A 21,782-nucleotide genomic window follows, 5' to 3' on the forward strand; every position below is an offset into this window, starting at 1 on the left:
TTCCTATCGGAGAAGCTATAGATTCTTTGAATACCGCAGATAGGCTGTCCGGACGCGGGCGCCCGAAGCCGGCGTCCAGCCCGCTCAGCGCCCCGCCCCGGGCAACAGCGCCTCGGTGTTGGCCCCACCGGGCGGCACGATCGGGAAGACGTTCTCTTCCTCCTCCACCACGACCTCCAGCAGCACCGGACCCTGGTGCGCCCGGGCCTCGGCCACGGCCCCTTCCAGCTCGCCGAGCCGCCGCACCCGCAGCCCCTTGATGCCATATGCCTCGGCCAGCTTCACGAAATCCGGCATGCCCGGCCGCAGGTCGACCTCCTTGTACCGGCCCTTGTAGAACATCTCCTGCCACTGGCGCACCATGCCCAGGTAGCCGTTGTTGAGCAGGACGATCTTGACCGGCACCCGCTCCTGGACCACAGTGGCCAGCTCCTGGATGCACATCTGGAACGAGCCGTCGCCGGTGATGAGCACCACGTCCCGGTCGGGGCGACCGATCGCGGCGCCGATGGCCGCCGGAAGGCCGAAGCCCATCGTGCCCAGCCCGCTGGAGGAAAGCCACGTCCGGGGCTCCGTACGGGTGCAGTAGTGCGCCGCCCACATCTGGTGCTGGCCGACGTCGGTGGCGACCACGGCCTCCGGCCCGAAGGCCGCCTGCACCGCCTGGATCACCTGCTGCGGCTTCGGCACCCCGTCCGGGTCGGTGGCGATCTCCTCGCCCCGGCGCACGCCCCAGAGCGGGAACTGCTCCTGCCACCCCTGCACCTGCGCCCGCCACTCGGGGAGGGTCTGGGACCAGTCGCCCAGGGCCTCGTTGAGCTGCGCGAGCACCAGGCCGCAGTCGCCCACCAGCGGGATGTGCGCCGTCAGGTTCTTGGACATCTCCGCGGGGTCGATGTCGATGTGGATGATCCGGGCCTTGGGCGCAAACCGGGAGGCCATGCCGGTCACCCGGTCGTCAAAGCGCATCCCGCAGGCGATCACCAGGTCGGAGTTGGCCACCGCCCGGTTGGCGGCAAAGGTCCCGTGCATGCCCACAAGCCCCAGGCACAGCGGATGGTCCATGGGGAAGCCGCCGAGCCCCATCAGCGTCTCCACCACCGGGGCGTCCATCCGCTCAGCCAAGGTCCGGAACGGTCCGGTGGCGTCCGGGGACGAGACCACGCCGCCGCCGCAGATCAGGACCGGCTGCCGCGCGGACCGGATGGCCTCGGCGGCCGCCGCCACCGCCTCCGGGCTGGCCTCCCGCGGCACCCGGTAGCCCGGCAGGTGGATCCTGGGCGGGTACTCCCAGCGCACCTGGGCGTTGGTCACGTCCTTGGGGATGTCGATCAGGACCGGTCCGGGCCGGCCGGTGCGGGCGATGTAGAAGGCCTCGCGCACCACCCGGAGCAGGTCGTTCGGGTCCGTCACCAGGTAGTTGTGCTTCGTGACGGGCATCGTTATGCCCGTGACGTCGGCTTCCTGGAACGCGTCCCGGCCGATGAGCGAACGGGTCACCTGCCCCGTGATGGCCACGATCGGGGTCGAGTCCATCATGGCATCGCACAGGCCGGTCACCAGGTTGGTCGCGCCGGGGCCGGAGGTGGCCAGCACCACCCCGACCTTGCCCGTGGCCCGGGCGTACCCCTCGGCCGCGTGGATCGCCCCCTGCTCGTGCCGGGTCAGCACGTGGTGGATGGGGCTGTCATAGAGGGCGTCGTAGATGTACAGACTCGCCCCGCCGGGGTAGCCGAAGATGACCTCGACCCCCTCCGCCTCCAATGCCCGCATCAGGGCGCGGGCCGCCTGCATCTCCATCTCCCCGTCCTCCTTTGCTCACTCTTCCGGCGTGCGCAGCACCGCACCGGTGTTGGCCGACGTGACCAGGGCGGCATAGCGCCCCAGCCAGCCCTTCCGCACCTTGGGCGCGGGCTTGACCCAGGCTGCCCGGCGCCGCTCCAGCTCATCCGCCGGCACCTCCAGCGTGAGCCGGCGGCCGGGGATGTCGATGGTGATCACGTCGCCGTCCCGCACCAGGGCGATGGGCCCCCCTTCGGCCGCCTCGGGCGAGATATGGCCCAGGCAGATGCCCCGGGTGCCGCCGGAGAAGCGGCCGTCGGTGATCAGGGCAACCTCCTTCCCCAGGCCCATCCCCACAATGGCCGACGTGGGCGCCAGCATCTCCGGCATGCCGGGGCCGCCCTTGGGCCCCTCGTAGCGGATCACCACCACGTGGCCCGGCTGCACCCTGCCGCCGAAGATCCCCTGCAGCGCCTCGTCCTGGGAGTCGAAGCAGATCGCCCGGCCGGTGAACGTGGTGATGGACGGGTCCACCGCCCCCACCTTCAACGCTGCGCCGTCGGGGGCCAGGTTGCCGAAGAGGATCGCCAGGCCGCCGGTCTCGGCGTACGGGTCCTCCACCGGACGGATGACCTCCCGGTTCCGGTTCTCGGCCTCGGCCCAGAGCTCGCCGATCGTCTTCCCCGTCACCGTCAGGCAGTGGGGATGCAGCGTCCCCTCCTTCCGGGACAGCTCCTTCAGGATCGCCATCACGCCGCCGGCGGCATGCACGTCCTCGATGTGCACCTCGGCCGTGGCGGGCGAGACCTTGCACAGGTACGGCACCCGGGCGGAGAGCGCGTTGATCCGCTCCAGCGGGTACGCGATGCCCGCTTCGGTGGCGACGGCCAGGGTGTGCAGGACGGTGTTGGTGGATCCGCCCATCGCGATGTCCAGCGCAAAGGCGTTGTCGATGGCCTCGGGCGTGACGATGTCCCGGGGCCTGGGGCCTCCGGCCAGGGCCATCTCCACGATGCGCCGGGCCGCCGCCCGCGCCAGCGCCTCCCGCTCGGCCGACCGCGCCAGGGCGGTGCCGTTGCCCGGCAAGGCCAGGCCGAGGGCCTCGCAGAGGCAGTTCATCGAGTTGGCGGTGAACATGCCCGAGCAGGAGCCGCAGCTGGGGCAGGCCAGGTCCTCCAGCTCCTTCAGCTCCTCGTCGCTGATCATCCCCCGGCTGTGGGCGCCGACCCCCTCGAAGATGGTGATCAGGTCGGCCCTGCGGCCGTCCTTGAGCCGGCCGGCGGCCATGGGGCCGCCGGAGATGAAGATCGTCGGGATGTTCACCCGCATGGCCGCCATGAGCATGCCCGGGGTGATCTTGTCGCAGTTGGGGATGCAGATCAGCGCGTCCAGCTGGTGCGCCTCGATCACCGTCTCCACCGCGTCGGCGATCAGCTCCCGGCTGGGGAGGCTGTAGCGCATCCCGATGTGACCCATGGCGATGCCGTCGTCGACGCCGATGGTGTTGAAGATGAAGGGCACGCCGCCCGCCTCCCGCACGGCCTCCTTCACCAGGTCGCCGAACTCCTTCAGGTGGACGTGCCCCGGCACGATGTCGATGTAGCTGTTGGCGATGCCGATGAAGGGTTTCCCCATGTCGGCGTCGGTGACGCCGGTCGCCTTCAGCAGCGCTCGATGCGGGGCCCGGTCGGGCCCCTTCTTGATCAGGTCGCTGCGCACCGTCGATCCCTCCATCGTCGCTTGCGTGGACTTTGGTCAGCCGATCGGCGTGCCTTCGACCTGCACCCGCCGGCGGAACTCGGCGATGAGCTGCCTGGTGATCTCGCCGGGCTGGCCCGAGCCGATCTTCCGGGCATCGCACTCCACCACCGGCACGATCTCCGCCGCGGTGCCCGTGAGGAAGCACTCGTCCGCGGTGTACAGGTCGTATAGGGTGAAGGTGCCCTCCTCCACCGCGTAGCCCAGGTCCCGGGCGTACTCCATCACCGCCGCCCGGGTGATGCCGGGCAGGATGCCCAGATGGACCGCCGGGGTGATCAGCCGGCCCTTCTTCACGATGAAGATGTTGTCGCCGGTGCCCTCGCAGACGTAGCCTTCCTTGTTCAGCATGATGACCTCGGGATACCCCTGGGTGGCGGCGCTGATCTTGGCGATGATGCTGGTCAGGTAGTTGAGGCTCTTCACCTGCGGCCAGACCGTATCCGGCGGGTTCCGCCGGGTGGAGACGGAGATCACCTGCATCCCCCGGGTGTAGACCTCCTCCGGGTAGAGGGCGATGGAGTCGGCGATGCAGACCACCGTCGGCCGGGGGCACTTGCGGGGATCCAGCCCCAGGTCGCCCCGGCCCCGGGACACCACCAGCCGGATGTAGGCATCGCGCAGGTTCGAGCGGCGCAGCGTCTCCAGCACGACCCCCTCCATCTCCCGCCACGACAGCGGGATCTCCAGCCAGATCGCCCTGGCGGAGTCGTACAGCCGGTCCAGGTGCTCGGTCAGCCGGAAGACCCGCCCGCCGTAGGCCCGGATGCCCTCGAAGACGCCGTCGCCGTACAGGAAGCCGTGGTCAAACACGGACACCTTGGCCTCGTCCCGGGAGTACCACTCGCCGTCCACGTAGACCTGGATGGACACCGCCAACGCCCCCCCTCAGTCCCCGTAGGCCCGCATCTGCCAGCCCGGCGCCGGATCGTCCGACACGGCCAGCGCGGCCCCGGAGAGGATCTTGTTCATCGCGTTCATGTAGGCCCTGGCAGACGCCTCGATGACGTCCGTGGAGGTGCCCCGCCCCGAGGCGACCCGGTCGCCCGCGCGCACCCGCACCGTCACCTCGCCCAGCGCATCCTCGCCTTCCGTCACGGCGTTCAGCCGGTAATCCAGCAGCTGCCCCTCGAAGCGGGCCGCCCGGTCAATGGCGTGGTAGAGGGCGCTGATGGGCCCGTCGCCCGAGGCCGCCTCCTGGACCACCTCGCCTTCCCGCACCAGCCGGACCGACGCGGTCGCAATGCGCTCGTTGCCCGCGACCACCTGGAAGGACTCGAGCCGGCAGACCTCGGTCACCGTCCGGTGCGCCTGCTCGTCGCCGACGATCGCCATCAGGTCGTGGTCCGTGATCGTCCGCTTGCGGTCGGCCAGCTCCTTGAACCGCCGGAAGGCGGAGTCGATCTCGGCGTCGGTGAGCTGGTAACCCAGGTGCTCCAGCCGGGCCCGGAAGGCCGCCCGCCCGGAGTGCTTGCCCAGCACCAGGGACGACTCGGGGACGCCCACGTCTTCGGGCTTCATGATCTCGTAGGTGTCCCGGTGCTTCAGCATGCCGTCCTGGTGGATGCCGGACTCGTGGGCGAAGGCGTTGGCGCCGACGATGGCCTTGTTGGGCTGCACCTGGATGCCCGTGACGCTCTGCAGCAGCCGGGAGGTGCGGTAGATCTCGCGGGTGTTGATGGCGGTCGTGGCGCCCCACTGGTCCCGCCGGACCCGCAGGGCCATCACGATCTCCTCCAGGGCCGCGTTGCCCGCCCGCTCGCCGATGCCGTTGATGGTGCACTCCACCTGCGTGGCGCCGGCCTCGATGGCGGCCAGGGTGTTGGCCACCGCCAGGCCCAGGTCGTTGTGGCAGTGGACGGAGAACTGGACCCCCTCGGGGGCGTCCACGTGCTCGATGAGGTACCGGATCAGGTCGTAGTACTCCTTCGGCGTGGTGTACCCCACGGTGTCGGGCACGTTGAGGATCGTCGCGCCCGCCCGGGCAGCCACGGTGAAGATCTGGACCAGGAAGTTCCAGTCGGACCGGGTCGCGTCTTCAGCGGAGAACTCGACCTCGGGCCCCAGCGACCGGGCCAGGGCGACGGCTTCCCGGGCCGCCCGCACCACCTCTTCCGGCTTCTTGCGCAGCTTGTACTCCATGTGAATGGGCGAGGTGGCGATGAAGGTGTGGATGCGGGGCTTCTGCGCGCCCTTCACCGCCTCGTAACAGCGCCGGATGTCGTCCTCGTTGGCCCGGGCCAGACCGGCGATGGTGGGCCCGGTGATGGTCTCGGCGATCGTCCGCACGGCCTCGAAGTCGCCGGGCGAGGCGGCGGGAAAACCGGCCTCAATGACGTCGACGCCCAGCTTGCTAAGCTGGCGGGCCACCTCCAGCTTGGCCTCCGCCGTCATGCCGAACCCAGGAGCCTGCTCACCATCCCGCAGGGTGGTGTCGAAGATCCGAATCCGCCGCGTCACCGCCGTCACCATCCTTTTCGCTCGTGAATTATCGGGGCCCCCAAAAGGGGGTGTGTCCCCAGCGCATCCGTGCTGTTCGCATTCGTGTGGGTCCGCGCCTTACTCGTTGCCGACCGCGCCCACCGGCTTGGGCAGCCAGGGCATCATCGCCCGGAGCCGGGCGCCCACCTGCTCCACCGGGTGGGCTGCGTTCTGCCGCCGCAGGGCGGTGAACCGGGGCCGGCCCACCTGATTCTCCAGGATCCAGTCCTTGGCGAAGGTGCCGTTCTGGATCTCGGCCAGGATCTGCTTCATCCGCTCTTTCACCTCGGGCCCGATGACCCGGGGGCCGCTCACATAGTCGCCGTACTCGGCGGTGTCGCTGATGGAGTACCGCATGGCGGCCATGCCGCCCTCGTACATCAGGTCCACGATCAGCTTCAGTTCGTGCAGGCACTCAAAATAGGCGATTTCCGGCGCATATCCGGCCTCGGTGAGCACCTCGAAGCCGTACTTGACCAGCTGCGTCAGGCCGCCGCACAGCACGGCCTGCTCGCCGAAGAGGTCGGACTCGCACTCCTCCCGGAACGTGGTCTCGATGACCCCGGCCCGGGTGCCGCCGATGCCCTTGGCCCAGGCGAGGGCAATATCCCTGCACCGCCCGGTGGCATCCTGGTGAATCGCCATCAGGCACGGCACGCCCCGCCCCTCCTCGTACTGCCGCCGGACCAGGTGGCCGGGGCCCTTGGGGGCGATCATGAACACGTCCACGTCCGCCGGCGGCCGGACCTGGCCGAAGTGGACCGCGAAGCCGTGGCCGAACCCCAGGGCCTTGCCCGGCTTCAAATGGGGCCGGATCTGCTCCGCAAACACCCGCCCCTGGTGCTCATCGTTGATCAGCAGCATGATCACGTCGGCCATCTCGGCGGCCGCCGCCACCGGGGCCACCTTCAGCCCTGCCTCCTCCGCCCGGGCCCAGCGGGGGCTGCCCTCCCGCAGGCCCACGGTCACGTCCAGGCCCGAGTCCCGCAGGTTGAGGGCATGGGCGTGGCCCTGGCTGCCAAAACCGATGACCGCGATCTTCCTGCCCTGAAGGGCCGCCAGGTTCGCATCAGACTCGTAGTACAGCCGCGTCATCGTACCGCTCCTCCCTCGGTGCCGTCATCGACTGCGCTCCCCGCGCCAGGGCGATGATCCCCGTGCGGGCCACCTCCTGGACGCCGAACTCCTGCGCCAGGCTGATCAGGGCCTCCACCTTGTCGTGGGTCCCCGTGACTTCAAGGATGACCGCCTCGTGCCCCACGTCCACCACGCTGGCCCGGAAGACCGACGCCAGCTGCAGGACCTGCGGCCGCCGCTGCGGGTCGACGCTGACCTTGATCAACGCCATCTCGCGGGCGACGCTGTGCTCCGCGTCCAGGTCCGCCACCTGGATCACCTCGATCAGCTTGTCGAGCTGCTTGGAGACCTGGTTGAGCGTGGCCTCGTCGCCCTCGACCACCAGGGTCATCCGGGAGATGGCCGGGTCGTCTGTCACCCCGACCGCCAGGCTCTCGATATTGAACCCTCGCCGCCGAATCAACCCCGCCACCCGCGCCAGCACGCCCGGGTGGTTCTCCACCAAGACCGCCAGGATGCGCTTCACCCGACCTCACCTCCTCGTCACGCGCCTGTCCAGGAAAACCAAAATCCCTATCGCTCAGGTTCGCCACCTGGCGATAGGGACGATTTGACCGTCGTGGTACCACCCTACTTCGCCCCCTCCCGCGCGGGGAAAGAGCCTCGTCTGGGCATAACGGCCTTGCGGCCGGCTCCCGCCTACTGACCGTGCAGCCTGCCTGCGGAGGCAGGAGCGCAGGTCCGGTGCGCATGCGCCGCACGGAGGTTCAGCGGGGCGGCTCAGGGGTGAGTTCGGATCGGGACGGGTACGGCCTTCCCAGCGCCGGCCGCTCTCTGGAACCCGTGGGACCGGTCCTACTGGCCCCTTCATCGCTTTGGACGCTATGGGCGCCGGCGGTCAGCACTTTACTAAGCTAACGTGCCAGCGTATTGATTGCGATTGTACCCACGCCCCCGCGCCCTGTCAACACCCCTTGCACACATTTTCACATTTTCCCGGATTGAACGGCGTATGAACCCGGAAATGAAGGAAAGAAAAGGGAGCCCCCGCACCGAAAAAGAGAAGCCGCCGCAAGCGCGGCGGCCTAGATGGCGTACAGCTCCCGCGTCCCCTTTTCTTCCAGGGCCTGATGGATCAGCCCATCCTGGTACAACCGGACGAACGCGGGCACGAGAGCGGGGTCGAACTGGGTCCCCGCGCAGCGCCGGATCTCGTTCACCGCGGTCTCCATCGTCAGTGGAGCGCGGTAGACCCGGACGCTGGTCATGGCGTCGAAGGCGTCGACGATCGCAAGGATGCGCCCCTCGATGGGGATCTCCTCGCCGGCCAGCCCCTGCGGGTAGCCCTTGCCGTCCCAGCGCTCGTGGTGGCACAGCACGAACGGGATCGCCGGCACCAGGGCGTCGATGCCCTGCAGGATCTGCGCGCCGATGGTGGTGTGCTGCTTCATCAGCTCGTACTCCTCGGCGGTCAGGCGCCCCGGCTTGCGCAGGATGGCGTCGGGCACGCCGATCTTCCCGATGTCGTGCAGCAGCGCGCCCATGCGGGCGATGGAAAGCCGCTCCCTCTCCCAACCCAGCCGCTCGCAGAAAGCCAGGGTGATGCGGGCCACCCGGTCGGTGTGGCCCCGCGTGTAAGGATCCCGGGCCTCGATGGAGTTCGCCAGCGCGCCCACCGTGGCCACCAGCAGCCGCTCCAGCGCGACGGTGCGCTCCCGGACCAGCTGGTACTCGCGGTTCAGGTCCTCGGCGTACGAGAGCAGCTGGGCGCGCAGCAGGCCCACCTCCGCCGCCTGACGGGACAGATCGGCCCGCACGCCGCCAAAGTCTCTGGCGAGGAGCAGGCTCTGGGTGCGCCAGTAGCGGACCTCCCGTTCCAGCTCGGCCCGTGTCAGCCCGGCGATGTCGTCATGCATCGGCTTAGCCCTCCGCCTGCGAGAGCAGTTTCTCGACGGCTTCCAGCAGGCGCAGCGGGCTGTATGGCTTCGGCAGGAAAACGTCGGGGCCGGCCTCACCGATCGCCGTGGAGGTCTCCTGCTCCGTCAGCAGGATCACCGGGGTGTTGCCGGCTCCCCTGTCGCGCTTGATCGCACGGCACACCTCCATGCCGCTGACACCGGGCATCGCCTCGTCGAGGATGACCAGGTCAGGCCGGTGCCTCTCCCGAAGCGCGAGAGCCTGTACGCCGCCCGAAGCCTCGATGATCTCGTAGCGCGGATCCTGAAGGGTGGCGCGGAGCAGGGTGCGTCGCGAAGGGTCTGCGTCAGCGATGAGGATTTTCTTAACCAATCGGCTTTCCTCCTTGCGGGGGTTACGCCAATTTCTGCTGTTCGCTCCCGCGCTGTGGAAATCCTGCTAGTCCGGGACCGTTTCCCGTCTGAATGAACCCAATACCTTACAATAGTTCGCATGTTTTGCCAAATCGGCCAATGCCGCGCGCACGTGCGGATCGTCCCGGTGCCCCTCGAAGTCCAGGTAGAAGACGTACTCCCACGGGCGGTTCCGAGAGGGCCGGGACTCCAGCTTCAGCAGGTTGATGTTCCGGTTGGCCAGGGCCCCCAGGGCCATGTAGAGCGAGCCGGGCTGGTGCGCCAGGGCCAGGAAGAGCATCGTCTTCTGCGGCCCCTCCTCCCGGGGCGCCGGATCCCGCTGCAGCACGACGAACCGGGTGATGTTGTCCTTGATGGTCTGGATCGACTCCGCCAGCACCGCAAGGCCATACCGTTGAGCCGCGCCCAGGCCGGCCACCGCCGCCACGCCGGTCAGGCCCTGCTCCCGGATCATCTTGGCCGCGCCGGCCGTGTCGTAAGTGGCCATCACCTCCACCCCCAGATCCCGCAGGAAGCGGTCGCACTGGGCCAGCGCCTGCGGGTGCGAGATGACCCGGCGGATGTCGGACAGGGTCTGCCCGGGAAGGGCGAGCAGCGCGTGGTTCACGGGGTGGAGCACCTCGCCGGCCACGTACAGGTCGTACTGGCGCAGCAGATCATACACGTCATTGATCGACCCGGCCTGGGAGTTCTCCACCGGTGCCAGGCCGTAGTCCACCGTCCCGCTGGCCACCGCCTCGAAGAGGTCGACGAAGGACTTGCACGGATACGGCTCCGCCGAGGGGCCGAACCGGGCGCGCACCGCCTCGTCCCCATAGGCCCCGAGTTCCCCCTGGAAGGCGACGACCGGCATGCTGTTCACTCCCGAACTGGATTTTTCGGTCATTCTATCACACATCCGCAGGCGGGGCGAGCGGCGCGGTATCAGAATTGGGTGGGGAGAATATGTATGAGTATACGGTAAATGGGAACCATAGTGATGACAGAGCGAACAGTCCCATGTGAACCTGCCCGGCGGGAAAGAAGGGGGATTTCATCTTCTCCCTTTATTGACAATATTTGGGTTGCATGGGATAATGGGTTCTGCAAGCGTTGGACCGGCCGGCGGCCTCCAGGTCGACGCCGTGCCACCAACAAAGGGAAAGGCTGGTGAAAGGCTTGAAACAGCAGGCCGATACGGCCCCGGCGGATCGTTTTACGCCTGAGAACATTCTTCCCCTTCTTCAGACCATCGCCGACCTGGTGGAGAAGCGCTGTCACAGGTTCCTCAGCCGGAACTACGGGCTGACCATGCCCCAGTACCAGTTGCTCCTTGCGGCGATGAACGGCGGCGCCACCACCCTCGGCAGCCTGGCGGACGAGCTGAACTGCTCGCGGGGTAACCTGACGGGGGTGGCCGACCGGCTGGAGCGGGACGGCTGGCTGGTGCGTGAGCGCAGCACCGAGGACAGGCGGGTCGTGAACATCCGCCTCACGGAGAAGGGCAAGAAGGTCTGGGAGATCCGGAACGCGCTGGCCAAGGAGATGGCCGAGATCGCGAAGATCTGGTCTCCGGACGAGATGACCATCATGTTGCGCTCCCTGGAGCGGCTCTACACCGAGCTCAAGGGGGAGGCGGTCAAGCCGACCGGCGAGAAGCCGGCCACCGAAGCGATGTAGACAGGGACCACCTGGGGATCGCCAGGTGGTCCCTGTGTCTTAGCTCCAGGGCCAGAGGATCGCCAGCCACCGCTCCAGGCGCGGGGCGAGGGGCCCCGCCATCGCGAGCAGCTCGGTCCGGGTGATGCTGCGGGTGGCGACCAGGGTCCCGCCGTAGAGCAGCGGCGCCACCACCGCGGCCACGGCCAGGGCCTCCACCCGGCCCGCGGTGCCCCACAGGGCGGCGATCAGCCCCGCCAGGCCCGCGCCCATCACCAGCGAGGCGACCGTCGGCCCCATCAGGATGCGGCCCCAGGGGACCGGCTCCTGCAACAGCCGCTCCAGCTCCCGGGCGTTGAACCACAGGGCGGTGAAGAACATCGCCACCGAGGCCGTGGCCACCCCGTTGACGTCGATGCCCCGGATGGGTGCGAGCAGGCCATCCAGGGCCAACTTCAGCCCCATGGCCAGGGTGAGGTTGCGCATCGGCGCGCCGGTCTCTCCCAGGGCCTGCAGCTGCGCCACGGTCATCCAGGTGAGCGGCCCGAGCAGCGCCACCGGCCCCAGGTGGCGCAGCGGGTCGGCGGCCAGCGGCTCGCCGAAGAGCAGGGCGATGGGGGCCGCGAGCACCATCGCGCCGATGGCCACCGGCAGGCAGATCAGGCTGGCCGTCCGGAGCCCCATCACCACCCGCTGCCGCACGGCCTCCATGTCGCCCCGGGCCTGGGCGGCAGTGAGCGTCGGCACCGTCGCGTTGGCGACCGCGTTGGTGAGCACGAAGGGGAACCACACCACCTGGACGGCGATGCCGGCGAAGGCGCCGTAGAGCGCGGTGGCCTGCGCAGGCGGGTAGCCGGCCTTCAGGAACCCCCGCTGCACGATGGAGACGTCCAGCACATTCAGCAGGGGCATGGTCACCGACCCCAGGGTGACCGGCCACGCCAGCCGCAGCATCCGCACCCCGAGCCCCCGGGGCATCTGCCGTTCCTCCCGGGGGGCATCCCCCGCCTCGTCCTCCTCCCGCTCCCGGCGGACCCGCCAGAGCATGAAGAGCACCGAGGCCAGGGCCCCCACCGTGATGCCCAGCGCCGCCCCGGCCGCGGCGTACTCCAGCCCCAGCGGCAGCAGCAGGACGGCCGCGCCCATGGTGACGGCGATCTTGGTACCCTGCTCCAGCACCGAGGCGACGGCGCTGGGGGTCATCTGCTTCTGGCCCTGCATGTAGTGCCGGAAGACGGAGTCCAGGCCGTTCAGGATGATCGCCGGGGCCAGGGCCACCAGCGGCCAGTAGGACCGGGCGTCGCCCAGGGCCCGGGCCAGGAACGGCGCCCCGATGAGCAGCAGACACGCGGCGGCGGCGCCGGCGAGGAGCGCGTAGGTCAGGGCCAGGTGCAGGACCCGGTGCATCACGTCCCGCCGCCCCCGGGCGTTGTACTCGGCCACCAGGTTCTGCACGGCGACGGGCACGCCGCCCACCGCCAGGTGGAGCAGGGCGTTGTAGGCCGGCAGGGCCATCTGGTAGATGCCCAGGCCCTCCGAGCCCACCATGCGGGTGAGGGGAAGCCGGACCAGCAGGTTGCCCACCTTGATGATGAGCCCCGCCAGCGCGAGGGCGGCGGCGCCCTTCAGCACCGACTCTCTCCGGCTCATGCTCGTCCCCCCTCCGAAGCAACGTATGCGCGGGGCGCGGGGGACATGCCGGACTTGGAGCTGCAGGCCGCGGCAGGAGTTCGCCTCCGCGTGACTAATTCAGTCACTATTCAGGGAGGCGAACAAACCCTTATGGATCAGGCACGGCGGAACCTCTACGTGCTCTGGGTCGGCAACTTCCTCACGGCGTGCAGCTTCTCGCTGGTAATGCCCTTCCTGCCCCGGTTCATCGCGGAGCTGGGCGTGACGGCGAACCTGTACACGTGGTCCGGTCTGATCTTCTCGGTCACCTTCCTCTCCAGTTCGATCATGGCGCCCATCTGGGGCAATCTGGCCGACCGGTACGGGCGCAGGCCGATGCTCATCCGCGCGGGCGTGGCCATCAGCATCGTCTACCTGCTGATGAGCTTCGTCACCAGCCATGTGCAGCTCTTCTGGCTGCGCCTGCTCAACGGCGCCTTCTCGGGGTTCATCCCGTCTGCGGTCGCCCTGGTGGCCACCAACACCCCGGAGGACCGGGTGGGCCGCTACCTGGCCATCCTGCAGACGGGCATGGCCACCGGCACCATCCTGGGGCCGCTGCTGGGCGGCACGCTGGCGGAGCTCCTGGGCATCCGCTGGACGATGCGGGTGGCCTCCGTCCTGGTCCTCATCTCCGTGCTGCTGGTCATCTTCCTGGTGCGGGAGCGCGTCCTCGGCGCGGGGAAGGCCCGCACCAGCGTGCTCTCGGACCTGAAGCTGGCCGTCTCCAACCGGCGGCTGCTGGCCCTCATGATCTCGGCCCTGCTCATCCAGGCGTCGCTGCAGTCGCTGCAGCCGATCCTGTCGAACTTCATCCCCACCCTCACCCGGGAGGGCTGGATCGCGGCCGTCACCCGATCGCTGTTCGGCGAGGGCGAGGCCACGGACTTCGTCGTGGGCTTCGTTTTCTCCCTGCCGGCCATCGCGACGGTGCTGACGGCCCCCCGGCTGGCGCGGGCGGGTGAGCGGATCGGCTTTGCCCGGCTGCTGTCAGCGGGCCTCCTGGCGGCCGGCCTGCTGATCCTGCCGCAGTCGCTGGTGCAGAGCATCGGCTGGCTGATCCTGCTGCGCTTCGTCTTCGGCATCGCCACGGCGGCGGTACAGCCCTCGGTCAACGCCGCCCTGGCCGAGGTGGTGCATCCCTCGTTCCGGGGCCGGGCGTACGGGATCAATACCAGCGCCAACAACCTGGGGTCGGTGCTGGGACCGTCGCTGGGCGGCTGGGTGGCCGACGCCTTCGGCCCCCGCGCCGTCTTCGTGGTGACGGGACTCGTGATGCTCGCCGCCTCGGCCTGGGTGCAGCGGATGCTGGTCCACGGGCCGGAGGAGCCGCTGGTGGGCGCCCCGGAAGAGGTGTAGGGAGGGATGTGCGCGTGGTGCTGCGCATCGGGGTCATCGGCCAGTCGGGGCCGATCAGCGAGGAACTGCGTGCGGCTGCCTTCGCCGTAGGGAGGGCGGTCGGCGCCCGGGGCGCGCTGCTCTTCACCGGCGGGCGCGACGGCGTCATGGCCGCCGCCAGCCAGGGCGCGCAGTCCGCCGGCGGGGTGACGGTGGGCATCCTGCCGGGCGACGACCTGCGGGAGGCGAACCCGTACGTGACCGTCCCCGTCACCACCGGCCTGACGATGGTGGGGCGAAGCGAGGTGCTGGTGCACGCGGTGGACGCCTGCATCATCGTGGGAGGCGGCGCGGGCACCCTGGCGGAGATCGCGGTGGCGTATCTGTACCGCAAGCCGCTGGTCGCCCTGCGCGGCACGGGCGGCTGGGGCGATCACCTGGCCTCGGCCCTGGTGGACGGGCGGTTCCTGGACCACCGGCGGCTGGTGCCGATCCACTACGTGGCGGATCCGGAGGAGGCCGTCGCGCTGGCGGCGGAGCTGGCGCAGCGGGGGCAGCGTCCGCCGGACCGGCCCGCTCCCGGGCTCGGGGACGTGCCGAAGCTGCGGGAGGCATCGGAATAGGATTTGGATCGCGCGGCGCGGGCGGGGCCGGTTGGGGCGGCTGCGCTCCGGGATGAAACTCGGGGCGCATGTGCCCTGGTTCCGGCCCCTCCGCGCTGTTCTCGTTGCGTGTGGGGCGGCGGAAGCCGCGGCACATGCCGGTGCTCGACGCCTGTCCCCCGACAAGGCAGGGCCGGCAGCCGGTGCCCGCCGCGGCGCGCAATCCCTGTTGTGGGCGCACGGGAACGGACGGGGGACGGTCGCTATGCCTCCCGCATGCGCGCCGTTCGCGTAGCGTGTGGGTAATGGGCTGACGTTGCCGGCTCAGGTTCTCCCAGGTACACAGGAACTGGATTGAGCAGGCTGGATCTGGCAGATCGGTCGGAGAGCTCACGGCCGCTCCCAGTGCTCATTGTGTGGGGGTTGGGAGACAGCCAAGGATCCGCCAGGGGCCGGAGGAACCATCCATACGAAGTCAGAAGGGCCCCGCCGGATCGGCGGGGCCTCTCGTACGCTCTTCAATCCACGGACACCCACTGTCCCGTCCGGGCCGACTCCTGCACCGCTGCCAGCACCCGCTGAACCTGCAGGCCCGTGGCAAAGTTGGGCTCCGCATCCGTCCGGCCATCCCGGACGGCCGTCAGGAACGCAGCCTGGGCGGCCACGCTGAGCGGCACCGGGTTGCGGCCGCCGGTGTTGATGGTCTCCCACCCGCTGAGGCCGGGCACCTTCTCCTGCTTCAGGTAGAGGTTCAGCTCGTTGTGGTTGGTGAACCCGTTGAAGGCCACCGACCCCCGGGTCCCGTAGATCGTCAGGTCCGGCCCCCTGCGCACCCCCGTCGCGAGCCGGGTCGCCTCCATCACGCCGACGCAGCCGGCCTCCATCTCCATCGTCACCAGGGCGACGTCGTCGACCTTCACCGGCGCCTTCCGGTCGCTGCCTGTCGCCACAGGCCGCTCCTTGATGAAGGTCCGGGTGAGGCCCATCACCCGGCGGGGACGGCCCAGCAGGAACGTGAGCAGGTCGACGGCGTGGGATCCCAGGTCGTAGAGCACGCCGCCCCCGGTGCGTGCGCTGTCCAGCCGCCACGTGAGGGGACGCTCCGGGTCCTCGTAGCCCGAGTGCAGGAAGGTGAGCCGAAAGCTGGTGATCTCGCCCAGGGTGCCGTCCCGGATCAGGCGGCGCGCCGCCTGGACGGCGGAGCCGAAGCGCATCTGGAAGGCGATCTGGGCCACCCGGCCCGACGCCCGGGCCCTGTCGTACAGGTCCTCCGCCTCCGCCACCGTCCGGGCCAGGGGCTTCTCGCAGTAGACGTGCTTGCCGGCCGCCAGTGCTGCGGCGGCGATGGGGTGGTGCAGGTCGTCCGGCGTGCAGACGTGGATGATGTCGACATCGGGCGAGGCGACGAGCTCGCGCCAGTCGGCGGTGGCAAGAGCGAAGCCGGCCTCGGCCTGCGCCTGCCGGGCGGTCTCGGGGCGGCTGGTCGCGACCCCCACCAGCTCGATCGGTGCGCCGACGTCCAGGTAGAACGGGATCTGGCGGTAGGCCTCTGCGTGGATGCGTCCGAAGCTGTAACCTACGATGCCGATGCGGTAGGGTTTCATGGGGGATCCTCCCTTCTCGATCGCCCTCATACCGAAAGGTAAGACTTCTCCGATCGTCAGCGCAACTGACCCGTAAAGTCCGGCGGCCGCATTTTTCAGAGTTTACACGCCGTCTCCGGTGGTGCGCTTTCGAGGCAGATCTCCGCTAGGATGGGCACAGTCGAGTCCAATCGTGCAGGTACACCCTGAAGGATAGCACCTAGATTGGGTTTTCCCCAGTAGACGGCCCAGCCCTTCAAGAAGAAGAGAACGTAGCCTCATTCATTTTTTCTCCCTCTCTGCAGTACAAGATCGACCGCTAAGGTCTCCCACCTTGGGCACAGCCCGCCGGCCGACTGGAAGGGGGAATCATCCGGAAGATCTGTCCTCCTTGCACGGGCATGATACGTAAGATTGCTGCACCGCAAGTCTTGTGCGAAGCCTCGCCCGGTCCACAGCCATGCATCTTAGAAGGGCAACAGGCTTCGCCTGCTTTGCCAACACCAGTTCCCCTGTGTTTGATCAAGAGATTGGGAGCCACTTTGATCATCCAAAAGTGAGCCACCTGACAGCCCTACAGGGCTGTTTTTGCTTCCATTGCGGTTTCCAGTTGGCGGGTTGCCAGTTTATACCTGCGGGGCTTACGGTGTTTCCGGGTGGTGCTTCAAAGCTTCCTGCCGTCGAAGGGTCTCACGGAACCGGTACGACTCCCCATTCATCTCGATGATGTGGGCCTTGTGAGTCACACGGTCTGCCAACGCTGCTGTCATCTTCTGGTCCCCGAACACCTGCGGCCATTCCGAGAATTCCAGGTTCGTCGTGATGATCAGGCTGCCCCGCTCGTACCGTGCGGCGACAAAGTGGAAGAGCAGTTCACTGGCCGGGCGGCTGAGGGACACATAGCCAAGCTCGTCCAGCACGACGAGGTCGAACCGTAGCCACTGCTTTTCGAGGCGGCTGAGGCGGTGCTCGTTCTGCGCCTCCTGCAGTTCGGCAACGAACTGGCCCACGCGCCAGAAGCGAACGCGGTAGCCCTGTCGGCACGCTGCGATGCCGAGTGCTGTAGCTAGGTGAGTCTTACCTGTCCCGCTGTTTCCAACAAGGAGGATGTTTTCCCGATCCCGGATGTATTCACTCTTGCTCAGCGCCAGGATCTTGGCCTTGTTCACGGACGGCATGACCGTGAAGTCGAAGGACTCCAGTGTTTTGGGAACAGGGAAGCCGGCGGCCTTGAGACGGCGCTGGAGTTGGTTGTCTTCCCGATGGATCACCTCCTGTTCCATGAGCGCTTGTAGGTACTCCTCAAATGTCTTGTTGTGCTCTGCTGCATCCCGCGCCAGCTCCTTGTACAGCCGCCGGACTGTGGGGAGTTTCAGGCGCTTCAGGTAGTAGTCCAGCAGGAGTTCCTGGCTCAATGCACCACACCCCCTTTCAGGAGCCGGTTGTACTCGGCCAGTGAGGGTTGCTGGACCCGAATGCCGGCCAGTTCCCCGGCGGTGGAGGTCGATGCCTCGGCTCCAAGATCCGGCTGAACAGCAAGGAGTTGCTTGACAGCCGTGTAGCAAGCCGTTCGCTGGGCCAGGGCCAGCTCCAGAGCGGTACTTACCTCTGAAACCGAATAGGCGCGGTGCAGCATAAGGATCTCGATGAACTCCCGGTCACTGCGGCCCTGCGCCTGCATCTCGGCCCGGAACTGGTGGTAAACGGGCGGAAGCTGCGCCATCCGGTAGGGTTTCGCCTGCTCTAGCGCCCCTGGCTTTACGTGAAGGAGTTCCAGGTAGTGGTCCAGATCGAGGATCTCCCGGTTGCGCTCGTAGCAACGGAGATGACTGGCAATCTTCTCCTGCCCGGCGTAAATGTCGATCCGGTCCCAGTAGGCCCGCACTTGCAGTGGCCGGTTCGCATACTGAACCGGTACGGAGTAGCGGCAGGTCTCGAACGTCACGCAGGACACCTTGTTGCTGGAAACCAGCGCCACCTTGCAGCAATCGAATGGCCGGGCAGGGAGAGGGCGCAGGTACTTCTTCTCCTCCTCCCAGCGCTCCAGGATGGACTGCGTCGAGCCCTGGGGGATACGCCTGGCATACTCCAGGCACCGCTGCCACAGAATGGCGTTGAGTTCGTCCCAGGTTCTGGCTTCCCGGTGTGGCCCGACGATGTAACGCTGGGCGAGACCGACCAGATTCTCTACCGAGCCTTTCTCGTTACCGGAAGCCGGATTGCAGAAGTTGCTGTCGATGAGGTAGTGGGTGCGGAAGCTCAGGAAGGCATCCTGCTCTTCCCGGTTGCGGCCTTCCAGGATTCGTTTCACCGCCTGCTTCAGGTTGTCCAGGGTCATACGGCGGGGAACTCCGCTCAAGCGCTCCAGCGCCCGCCGGAGGCCGTCGAACATGGCTTCCTGCCGCTGAGTCGGATACGCAATCACAACCGGCATGCCGCTCCAACGTAAGCGGACACACAGGATCTGGACTGTGACTTCTGCACCGTCGAGGACCACTACCGCCTCACCCCAATCCACCTCGATGCTCTCACCGGGGTCGTGGGCGAGGGGGATGAAGGCCGGCTGCACTCGCTTCAGCTTCCGGATCTTGGCGATGTAACGCCGGACGGTAGGTTCGCTGCCCTGGTAGCCCAGGGCAACCAGGTCCTCGTAGATAGTCCTTCCGGTCCACCGTTGTTTGCGGGGCAAAATCTCGTTTTCCGCGAGTCGCCGCTCGATCTCTGCCTGAAACTCCGGGGTCAGCACCACGGGCTGAGCCGGCTTCTGCCGCTGGTAGCGCGGCACTTTAGTCAGCTGTGCGTATTTAGCGACTGTTTTCCGAGAGATTCCGAGCGCCTTCGCCACCTGTCGCTGCGATTTCCCTTCCACATGAAGGAGCCATCTGATACGCTCAACATGAGCCATCTCGATCTTCATCCTTTCACCCCTGCAAACTGGAAATGCGGTACATCCCAGTTTACAGGTTTGGAAGATTGAGGTGGCTCACTTTTACGTGATCAAATGGCCCCCAAATGGCTCCCTTTTAGGTTATCAAACACATCCACCGTTTCGTCGTCAATCGACGGAAGTCAGGTCATGCACGGCAGGGGAGGCACCGGTTGAGCCAGAATCATTAAGGTACATTGGGAATGCCGGAGGATACTATGCGTACCTCATTACCATTATCTCGTTTCGGACTTGCCATCCTACTGCTTGTCATCTGGGTCGGTCCTTTTTTCCAAGGGTACTTCTTTCCAACTCCGGCTTTGGCGGCCATGGCAACTACCGCTGGAGCCTTCCTGCTCTGGGCAGTGGGGCGTAGGAGACAGCACCTTGCCCTCGACCTACCCGGTGATTGGACGGGAGCCCTACTCCTTGCGCTCACGGGTTGGTGCCTGCTCTCGACCCTGTGGGCCATTTACGTTCGAGATAACCTGACCCTGGTGCTGCAGGTTATGACCGGCTTCGCGGCCTTTGCAGTGGTGAGGGCGGAGAACACGACTGAGGTTCGCCGTGCAATCGTGTGGGTTCTGAGTCTGAGCGCACTGGTTGTGGCTGTGCTGGGCTTGCTTGAGTACAGCGGCTTCTTTTTGGAACACGTCGCCCTGGGCAACGTACTTCAAGTCGAACCTCGCCGGAACCGGGTCTACACCCTCTTCCAGTACCCCAACACTGCTGCTATCTTTTTCCTGTCTGCGTTGCTACTGCAGAACGCCCGGCTTCTCTCGTCGGAGTCGTGGACGGAGAAGATCGTGCTGGCAGGGACTTCGGCCGTGCTCGCAGTAGCTTGCACCCTAACCCTATCTCGCGGTGCAGTGCTCATCGCACCTGTAAGCGTGGTATTGCTGTGCATTGGCTTGTCGCCGCACCAGATTCTTCCCTCTCTTCTTCACTGGGTGACCGCCGCTGCACTGCCGGTAGCTTTGACGTTGTGGCCAATTACACGTGCGGCGGCGGTCGATGCCTGGCCAACGGTCCTACTGTGGGCCGCGGTGGCTGCCCTGGTGGCTGCCCTGGGTACTGGGAGCCTGCGAGCACTGCTACAGCTTCCGAGGCGAGTGCAAGTTATCGCCGCGTGCACTCTCCTCGCTGCCCTAACGGTTGTTGGAACTGTAGCTGCCCCTCGCGTCTTCAACCAGCTACCCTCCGTTTTCACTCGCATTTCGCACCTGGACCTCAGGGATATTACACAAGACGGTCGCGTCGAGTTTCTTCGTGATGCAGCGCGACTAGCTGTACGACGACCGTGGGGTTACGGCGGGGGCGGATGGCTTCGCACCTACACGCAAGTGCAGCGATACAACTACGTCGCTCGAGACCCTCACAGCCACTATGCGCTTACCCTGGTCGAATCTGGCTTTCTGGGACTTGCGCTACTACTCGGAGCCCTGGTGCTCGCTGCGCGAGGCGCCTTTCAAGCCCGGAGAGGCGACCCCGTCCGCTGGTCGATGGGGGTTGCGGCACTTACGCTGGCTCTACACGCAGCAGTAGACATCGACCTCTCCTACTACGCTCTCTGGTTACTACTCTGGACCCTGATCGGAGCGTCGCAAGCCGAGGGTAAGCCTCTTCCGGGAAAGCAAGAACGCCGGCTAACATTTGCGCTGGCGTTCACGCTGGCCACGGCCACGATACTCGTGAGTAGCACCATGTTTCTTGCTGCGCGCTCGTACAACGACGCTAGTACTGCAGTGTTAGTGGGTGACAACGAAGCAGCACTGACGGCTGGCCGCCGGGCGATCCGGTTGGATCCACTTAACAGTCAATACCGTACTATGATTCCCACTTCAGAAAACATCAACCGGGCTCTTCAACTTGACCCGTATAACGAAGAACTTTGGAGGTTTGTCTCAGAAATTTTGGAAGCGCAAGGGGATGTATCCGGGGCGCTAACTGCTGCACGGCAAGCCCTTGAACTTCGTCCGATGTCAATCGAGCATTATGAACGTGTGGCAGAATTGCTCGTCGGCATCATGACGGAAGCCGTACTAGAGGGTCGCATAACGGAGTCCGTAGAGATCGCTCAAAAGATAATTGCGTTGGGTGAGACAATGGAGCGACGAGGCGAACCCTCTCTGGAGAAGCAACCAGTGTTGTTTCCAGATTACCTGGCACTCACGTGGACGCCGCGTATGAGCTTGGCCGCAGGGCAGGCATACTTGGTTACGGGGCAGTTCGAGGCGGCGGACAGATGGTTAACGGCGGCACTAGCCAACTCACAGACAGCGCCCGACGCCGCTCTTTGGCTACACGCCCTGTACACTCGTACCGGGAATCACGAGAAGCTGGCATCACTGGAACCCGCACCGTCTGAACAGGCACGAAGCTCCCCGCTTTACGCTGCCCTAATCGGTGTTCAGTAACGACAACGAGACGTTGCCCCCACCGGGATCAAACTCCCACGGTGGGGGCACACTTCTTGCCTTCCGAAATCACGGTTCCTTCTCAGAATCAACTCTAACCGACAACCGCCCCCTCAGTTTTCGTTGATATACATCGTAGTATAACTGTTCCTGCGTATTCCGGACGGATTCGACCACTC

Annotated in this window: 17 protein-coding genes; 4 read left to right on the plus strand and 13 right to left on the minus strand. The window is 66.7% G+C overall.

Annotation, left to right across the window (positions count from 1 at the left end; genetic code table 11):
* Window positions 1–84: 84 nt before the first annotated feature.
* The 9 genes from ilvB to pheA all read right to left on the minus strand — a co-directional run bounded on the left by ilvB (window position 85) and on the right by pheA (window position 10,281).
* Window positions 85–1,800: a biosynthetic-type acetolactate synthase large subunit gene (gene ilvB, locus STH_RS13340; protein ID WP_011196806.1), complete on the minus strand. Its 1,716-nt coding sequence runs from the start codon at window positions 1,798–1,800 to the stop codon at window positions 85–87.
* An 18-nt stretch (window positions 1,801–1,818) separates the two neighbouring features.
* A complete protein-coding gene (gene ilvD / locus STH_RS13345; protein ID WP_197525181.1) occupies window positions 1,819–3,501 on the minus strand; it encodes a dihydroxy-acid dehydratase in 1,683 nt (560 codons plus the stop codon).
* 36 nt (window positions 3,502–3,537) lie between these two features.
* Complete coding sequence (gene ilvE, locus STH_RS13350; RefSeq protein ID WP_011196808.1) at window positions 3,538–4,413, minus strand: branched-chain-amino-acid transaminase; 876 nt, start codon at window positions 4,411–4,413, stop codon at window positions 3,538–3,540.
* A gap of 15 nt (window positions 4,414–4,428) precedes the next feature.
* Complete coding sequence (locus tag STH_RS13355; protein WP_011196809.1) at window positions 4,429–6,000, minus strand: 2-isopropylmalate synthase; 1,572 nt, start codon at window positions 5,998–6,000, stop codon at window positions 4,429–4,431.
* Window positions 6,001–6,099: 99 nt separating this feature from the next.
* Window positions 6,100–7,116 carry a ketol-acid reductoisomerase gene (gene ilvC / locus STH_RS13360; protein ID WP_011196810.1) on the minus strand — a complete coding sequence of 339 codons (1,017 nt, stop codon included), beginning with the start codon at window positions 7,114–7,116 and terminating at the stop codon, window positions 6,100–6,102.
* A complete protein-coding gene (gene ilvN, locus STH_RS13365) occupies window positions 7,091–7,624 on the minus strand; it encodes an acetolactate synthase small subunit (RefSeq protein ID WP_011196811.1) in 534 nt (177 codons plus the stop codon). Before ilvN ends, ilvC begins: the two co-directional genes overlap by 26 nt.
* 559 nt (window positions 7,625–8,183) lie before the next feature.
* Window positions 8,184–9,014, minus strand: coding sequence for an HD-GYP domain-containing protein (locus STH_RS13370; protein WP_050742293.1), 831 nt, complete (start codon window positions 9,012–9,014; stop codon window positions 8,184–8,186).
* 4 nt (window positions 9,015–9,018) lie between these two features.
* Window positions 9,019–9,387 carry a response regulator gene (locus STH_RS13375; RefSeq protein ID WP_011196813.1) on the minus strand — a complete coding sequence of 123 codons (369 nt, stop codon included), beginning with the start codon at window positions 9,385–9,387 and terminating at the stop codon, window positions 9,019–9,021.
* Between the two features lie 66 nt (window positions 9,388–9,453).
* Entirely contained in the window at window positions 9,454–10,281 is an 828-nt protein-coding gene (pheA, locus tag STH_RS13380; protein WP_043714153.1) for a prephenate dehydratase, read from the minus strand.
* A gap of 296 nt (window positions 10,282–10,577) precedes the next feature.
* Between pheA and STH_RS13385 the strand changes: the two genes are divergently transcribed.
* Window positions 10,578–11,087, plus strand: a complete 510-nt coding sequence (locus STH_RS13385) for a MarR family winged helix-turn-helix transcriptional regulator (RefSeq protein ID WP_207635386.1) — start codon at window positions 10,578–10,580, stop codon at window positions 11,085–11,087.
* Window positions 11,088–11,126: 39 nt separating this feature from the next.
* Here the strand turns inward: STH_RS13385 and STH_RS13390 are convergent, their stop codons facing one another.
* Window positions 11,127–12,716: a putative polysaccharide biosynthesis protein gene (locus tag STH_RS13390; RefSeq protein ID WP_043714155.1), complete on the minus strand. Its 1,590-nt coding sequence runs from the start codon at window positions 12,714–12,716 to the stop codon at window positions 11,127–11,129.
* Between the two features lie 132 nt (window positions 12,717–12,848).
* On the opposite strand from STH_RS13390, the gene STH_RS13395 reads away from it, so the two are divergent.
* Together STH_RS13395 and STH_RS13400 are read left to right on the plus strand one after the other, a co-directional pair.
* Window positions 12,849–14,096, plus strand: coding sequence for an MFS transporter (locus STH_RS13395; protein ID WP_043714157.1), 1,248 nt, complete (start codon window positions 12,849–12,851; stop codon window positions 14,094–14,096).
* Between the two features lie 14 nt (window positions 14,097–14,110).
* Window positions 14,111–14,698, plus strand: a complete 588-nt coding sequence (locus STH_RS13400; RefSeq protein WP_148205590.1) for a TIGR00725 family protein — start codon at window positions 14,111–14,113, stop codon at window positions 14,696–14,698.
* A gap of 497 nt (window positions 14,699–15,195) precedes the next feature.
* Here STH_RS13400 and STH_RS13405 read toward each other — a convergent pair whose 3' ends face one another.
* From STH_RS13405 to istA, 3 genes are all read right to left on the minus strand, one after another.
* Window positions 15,196–16,281: a Gfo/Idh/MocA family protein gene (locus STH_RS13405; RefSeq protein WP_011196819.1), complete on the minus strand. Its 1,086-nt coding sequence runs from the start codon at window positions 16,279–16,281 to the stop codon at window positions 15,196–15,198.
* A gap of 620 nt (window positions 16,282–16,901) precedes the next feature.
* A complete protein-coding gene (istB, locus tag STH_RS13410; protein WP_011196820.1) occupies window positions 16,902–17,675 on the minus strand; it encodes an IS21-like element helper ATPase IstB in 774 nt (257 codons plus the stop codon).
* Entirely contained in the window at window positions 17,672–19,177 is a 1,506-nt protein-coding gene (istA, locus tag STH_RS13415; protein WP_011196409.1) for an IS21 family transposase, read from the minus strand. The genes istB and istA overlap by 4 nt, the downstream gene beginning before the upstream one ends.
* 518 nt (window positions 19,178–19,695) lie before the next feature.
* Between istA and STH_RS18110 the strand changes: the two genes are divergently transcribed.
* Window positions 19,696–21,603, plus strand: a complete 1,908-nt coding sequence (locus STH_RS18110; RefSeq protein WP_207635387.1) for an O-antigen ligase family protein — start codon at window positions 19,696–19,698, stop codon at window positions 21,601–21,603.
* The last annotated feature ends 179 nt before the right edge of the window (window positions 21,604–21,782 follow it).

The sequence above is a fragment of the Symbiobacterium thermophilum IAM 14863 genome, assembly GCF_000009905.1.
GTDB classification, from domain to species: domain Bacteria; phylum Bacillota; class Sulfobacillia; order Symbiobacteriales; family Symbiobacteriaceae; genus Symbiobacterium; species Symbiobacterium thermophilum.